Annotated in this window: 3 protein-coding genes and 1 other RNA gene; all 4 read left to right on the top strand. The window is 47.2% G+C overall.

Annotation, left to right across the window (positions count from 1 at the left end; translation table 11 throughout):
- On the top strand, positions 1-1,451 hold a 1,451-nt coding region (locus VN105_RS10790), incomplete at its 5' end, for a GH3 auxin-responsive promoter family protein (protein ID WP_325640687.1).
- A 90-nt stretch (positions 1,452-1,541) separates the two neighbouring features.
- Complete coding sequence (locus VN105_RS10785; RefSeq protein ID WP_325640685.1) at positions 1,542-2,708, top strand: 1-deoxy-D-xylulose-5-phosphate reductoisomerase; 1,167 nt, start codon at positions 1,542-1,544, stop codon at positions 2,706-2,708.
- Positions 2,709-2,792: 84 nt separating this feature from the next.
- Positions 2,793-4,127, top strand: a complete 1,335-nt coding sequence (gene rseP, locus VN105_RS10780; protein WP_325640683.1) for an RIP metalloprotease RseP — start codon at positions 2,793-2,795, stop codon at positions 4,125-4,127.
- 83 nt (positions 4,128-4,210) lie between these two features.
- Positions 4,211-4,582, top strand: a transfer-messenger RNA (tmRNA) gene (gene ssrA, locus VN105_RS10775).
- Positions 4,583-4,624: the final 42 nt, after the last annotated feature.

Raw genomic sequence — 4,624 nt, 5'->3', positions numbered from 1 at the left:
ATAAGATAAAGAAGGAAATGTTAAGGGCGGTAGAAGATCAGGAGGCTATCCTGCAGGAGCTCCTGAAGACAGGCAGAAAGACGGAATTTGGAACAGAACATAAATTCAGCGGGGTACAAACCCACGACGATTTTAAGCAGGCAGTGCCTTTGCGGGATTACGAGCAGTTTAAGCCTTATATTGAAAGGATCAAGGAAGGCAAACAGAATGTACTGTGGAAAGGGCAGCCCATTTACCTGGCCAAAACCTCCGGTACCACCAGTGGCGTTAAATATATCCCCATCTCCAAGGAATCTGTGAACAATCATATAGATACAGCCCGTAATGCGTTGCTGAATTATATGGGAGAAACCGGTAATACGGCGTTTGCAGATGGCAAAATGATCTTTTTATCGGGATCGCCGGAGCTGGAAAGGGTAGGAGGCATTCCCACGGGAAGGCTGAGCGGTATCGTGAATCATCATATTCCCAGGTACCTGCGCACCAACCAGCTGCCATCATACGAAACCAATTGCATTGATGACTGGGAAACGAAGCTGGATAAAATTGTGGAAGAAACCATTAACCAGGATATGACGCTGATCAGCGGCATACCGCCATGGGTGCAGATGTATTTCGACCGCCTGATAGAACGCAGTAATGGTAAGCGGATCAGGGAAATATTTAAGAATTTTGATGTGATGGTATACGGCGGGGTGAACTTTGAGCCTTACCGTTCCAAGCTCATGGCCTCCATAGGAGCGCCGGTTCATACAGTGGAAACATTCCCTGCTTCCGAAGGCTTTTTTGCTTTCCAGGATTCGCAGGATAAGGAAGGGTTGTTGCTCAACACCAATTCGGGTATCTTTTATGAGTTTATACCGGCACAGGAAATTTTCAATGAAAATCCTACCCGGCTGTCGCTCAAAGACGTGCAAACCGGTGTAAATTACGCGATGGTGATCAACAACAACGCCGGTTTATGGGGGTACAACCTCGGCGACACGGTGAAGTTTGTTTCCACCAACCCTTACCGCTTGCTGGTAACCGGCCGGATCAAGCATTTTATATCCGCGTTCGGAGAGCATGTGATCGGGGAGGAAGTGGAGCACAGCCTGATGAAGGCCGCCGCGGAAGAAAATGTGCAGATCACCGAATTTACCGTTGCCCCGATGGTGCAAACCAACGGCGAGCTGCCTTACCACGAGTGGTTTGTGGAGTTTGAGAATTTGCCGGAAAACCTGGAGGCGTTTTCCAGGAAGGTAGATGAAAACATGCGTCGGAAGAATATTTACTATGATGATCTGCTGACCGGAAATATTTTACAACCCCTGAAGATAAGGACTGTACGTAAACAGGGCTTTATCGACTATATGAAAGCTATTGGAAAACTGGGAGGTCAGAACAAAGTGCCTCGTTTGAGTAACGACAGGAAGCTGGCAGATGAGCTGGCAGCGTATTTACAAAAATAACCGGTAATTCAGGCGAAGCGGCTGCCTGGCTATTTTTACCGGCAGCTGGTTCTTCATTTTTTGTTAACTGTAAAAAAGTAAATCACCGTAATGAATAAACGAAAGATTGCCATCTTCGGATCAACCGGATCTGTTGGCATACAGGCACTGGAGGTGATCGCTGCGCATCCCGACAGGTTTAGTGTAGAGGTACTGACTGCACAGCAGAATGCTGACCTGCTGATTGAGCAGGCGCTGAAATTCAAGCCCAACGCGGTAGTGATTGGCAGTGAAGCAAAGTACAAACAGGTAAAAGACGTATTATTTGATAAAGGCATTAAAGTATTTGCCGGCGCAAAAGCCATGGTGGAAGTAGCTTCCTGGAGTTCTATCGACATGGTACTGGCTGCCATCATGGGGTTTGCGGGCCTTGCGCCTACTTTATCTGCCATTGAGCAGGGTACCCCGGTAGCATTGGCCAACAAGGAAACCCTTGTAGTGGCCGGTGATATTGTAATGGCCACCGCCCGCAGGAAGAATGTGCCCATTATACCGGTAGATTCCGAACATTCCGCTATTTTCCAGTGCTTGCTGGGAGAGCCTTTCTCCAAGGTGGAGAAAGTGATCCTTACCGCTTCGGGCGGGCCTTTCCTGGGAAAGAAACCGAACTTCCTGATCAATGTGAAAAAAGACCATGCCCTGCAGCATCCCAACTGGAGCATGGGCGCTAAAATCACTATTGATTCCGCCACCCTGATGAATAAAGGGCTGGAAATGATTGAAGCACGCTGGCTGTTTGGCCTGGCGCCTGAAAATATTGAGGTGGTAATACATGCACAGTCCATCATCCACTCCATGGTACAATTTGTGGATGGTTCGCTCAAAGCACAGATGGGACTGCCGGATATGAAGCTGCCCATCCAGTATGCGTTGGGATACCCCGACCGCCTGGCGAATGATTTTCCGCGTTTTTCTTTCCGTAACTATCCGTCGCTTACTTTTGAGCAGCCGGATACCAAAACCTTCCGGAACCTGGCCATTGCCACCGAGGCGATGCACAAGGGGGGAAATGCTGCATGCGTAATGAATGCAGCCAATGAAGAAGTGGTGAATGCTTTCCTGAAAAACAGGATCGGTTTCCTGCAGATGACGGAAGTAATTGAGGAAACGCTGGGTAAAATACCGTTTATTGAAACCCCTACCTTGCACGATTATTATGAATGCGATAATGCCGCACGTGAACACGCTGCATCCCTTATCAATTCTATCGTTATATAAATTGCCAGTAAAAATTAACAAAGAGTTTTGCCGGAATATGTATTAAAACTGATATATTAGGCAGATTAAAGCAGAAACAATTAAATGACTACAGAGGTAATATTGGTGAAAGCCGGACAGTTGTTACTGTCACTTTCTATTTTGGTAGTGTTGCATGAGTTAGGCCATTTTATCCCGGCCAAGTTGTTCAAAACCAGGGTGGAAAAATTCTATTTGTTCTTTGATCCGTGGTTCTCTCTTTTCAAAATAAAGAAGGGTGAAACTGAATATGGTGTTGGCTGGCTGCCGTTGGGCGGATATGTAAAAATATCCGGGATGATAGATGAAAGTATGGATAAGGAGCAGCTGGCAAAACCCCCGCAGCCGTGGGAGTTTCGCGCCAAGCCGGCATGGCAGCGCCTCATTATTATGATAGGTGGTGTGACAGTGAATATTGTCCTCGCGTTTTTCATATATGCCATGATCTTATGGCACTGGGGTGAAACCTACCTGCCTACCGACGCTGCCAAATACGGCGTGGTAACAGATTCCCTGGCCCGCAGCATTGGAATGAAAGACGGTGATAAGATCCTTACCATCGATCATCACCATGTGGAAGCATTTGAAGCCATCCCGGGAGATGTGATCCTTTCTGAAGCCAAAAGTATCCAGGTGGAGCGCGATGGCAAAGCCATTAATCTTCCTATTCCCGAAGGCTTTACCAGGCAGCTGCTTAAGCAGAAAGCGCCTTTTGCCATGCCCCGGCTCCCTTATATTGCCGACAGTACCCTCCAGGGATCAGCTGCAGCAGCAGTGGGCGTGAAGAGCGGCGACCAGCTTATCGCCATCAACGGTATGGCTGTTCCCTACTATCATGAATTTGCAAAGGAGATCAGGAAACATAAGAATGAAAACGTGATAGTGACGATAGTGCGCGGCAATGATACACTGAACCTGGCGGCCAAACTGAATGAGAAAGGAACCTTCGGCGTATATCCCAGGGATCCTTTTGAGTATAAGGTAAAGAAGTATACTTTCCTGGAATCTTTCCCGGCAGGTTTCCATAAAAGCATCGATAAGCTGGTTAAATATGTGCAGCAACTCCGCCTGATCTTTGTTTCCAAAGAGGTAAAAGTAAGCGAGTCGCTCGGAGGCTTTATGACCATTGCCAAACTGTTCCCCGATGCGTGGGACTGGCAGATGTTCTGGGAGATGACCGCATTTTTGTCCATCATCCTGGCATTCATGAATATCCTGCCTATCCCCGCACTGGATGGAGGGCATGTGCTGTTCCTGCTGTATGAGATCGTTACAGGCCGTAAGCCAAGCGAGAAGTTCCTGGAATATGCGCAGATTGCAGGGATGCTGATCCTGTTTAGCCTGTTGATATTTGCCAACGGGCTGGATGTTTGGCGAAACCTGCTGAGTGGATTGTTTTAAAATTTTGGTTTAAAATATTGCCGGCATTTGATTTAGTTTTCAAATGCCGGTTTTTTTTAGTATCTTTGTAAGCCATTTTAGCTGGGGGTGCCTGGTTTTGACAGCATAGATCTTTGAGAGTGTAAGCATGCCGTGCGTTGGATAATTAGCACGATAATCTGAATATTCAAACTTTAATTGGCGAATCTAACTACGCCATGGCTGCCTAATTGAATTAGGTACCCATTATAGCCGCCCGGAGTTGTTGCCTTATGCGACTCCCGCCGCTGAATCATAAACCCATAGGGATAGGTATTCATGGTTTCTGTGAGTGAATACTGAAACTACAACGGATAAGGAGACGGTTGGTTTGTTGCGCCCCTGCCTGATCCCGACAAAACAATGCGTAAATAAGCATGTAGAAAGCTTTCGGCGAATATGTTTGGACGCGGGTTCGATTCCCGCCACTTCCACTTTTGGACACGGGTTCATTTCCCGCTTTTCAAGATTTTAAAAGC

The sequence above is a fragment of the Chitinophaga sp. genome (assembly GCF_035564935.1).
In the GTDB taxonomy this organism is placed as follows: Bacteria; Bacteroidota; Bacteroidia; order Chitinophagales; family Chitinophagaceae; genus Chitinophaga.
Note: the sequence above shows the minus strand (reverse complement) of the source record. Positions and strands in the feature narration are given on the sequence as shown.

Bases quoted from the DNA above. Each gene is read 5' to 3' on its own strand.
- rseP (WP_325640683.1), top strand. From the start codon at position 2,793: ATGACTACAGAGGTAATATTGGTGAAAGCCGGACAGTTGTTACTGTCA.
- VN105_RS10785 (WP_325640685.1), top strand. From the start codon at position 1,542: ATGAATAAACGAAAGATTGCCATCTTCGGATCAACCGGATCTGTTGGC.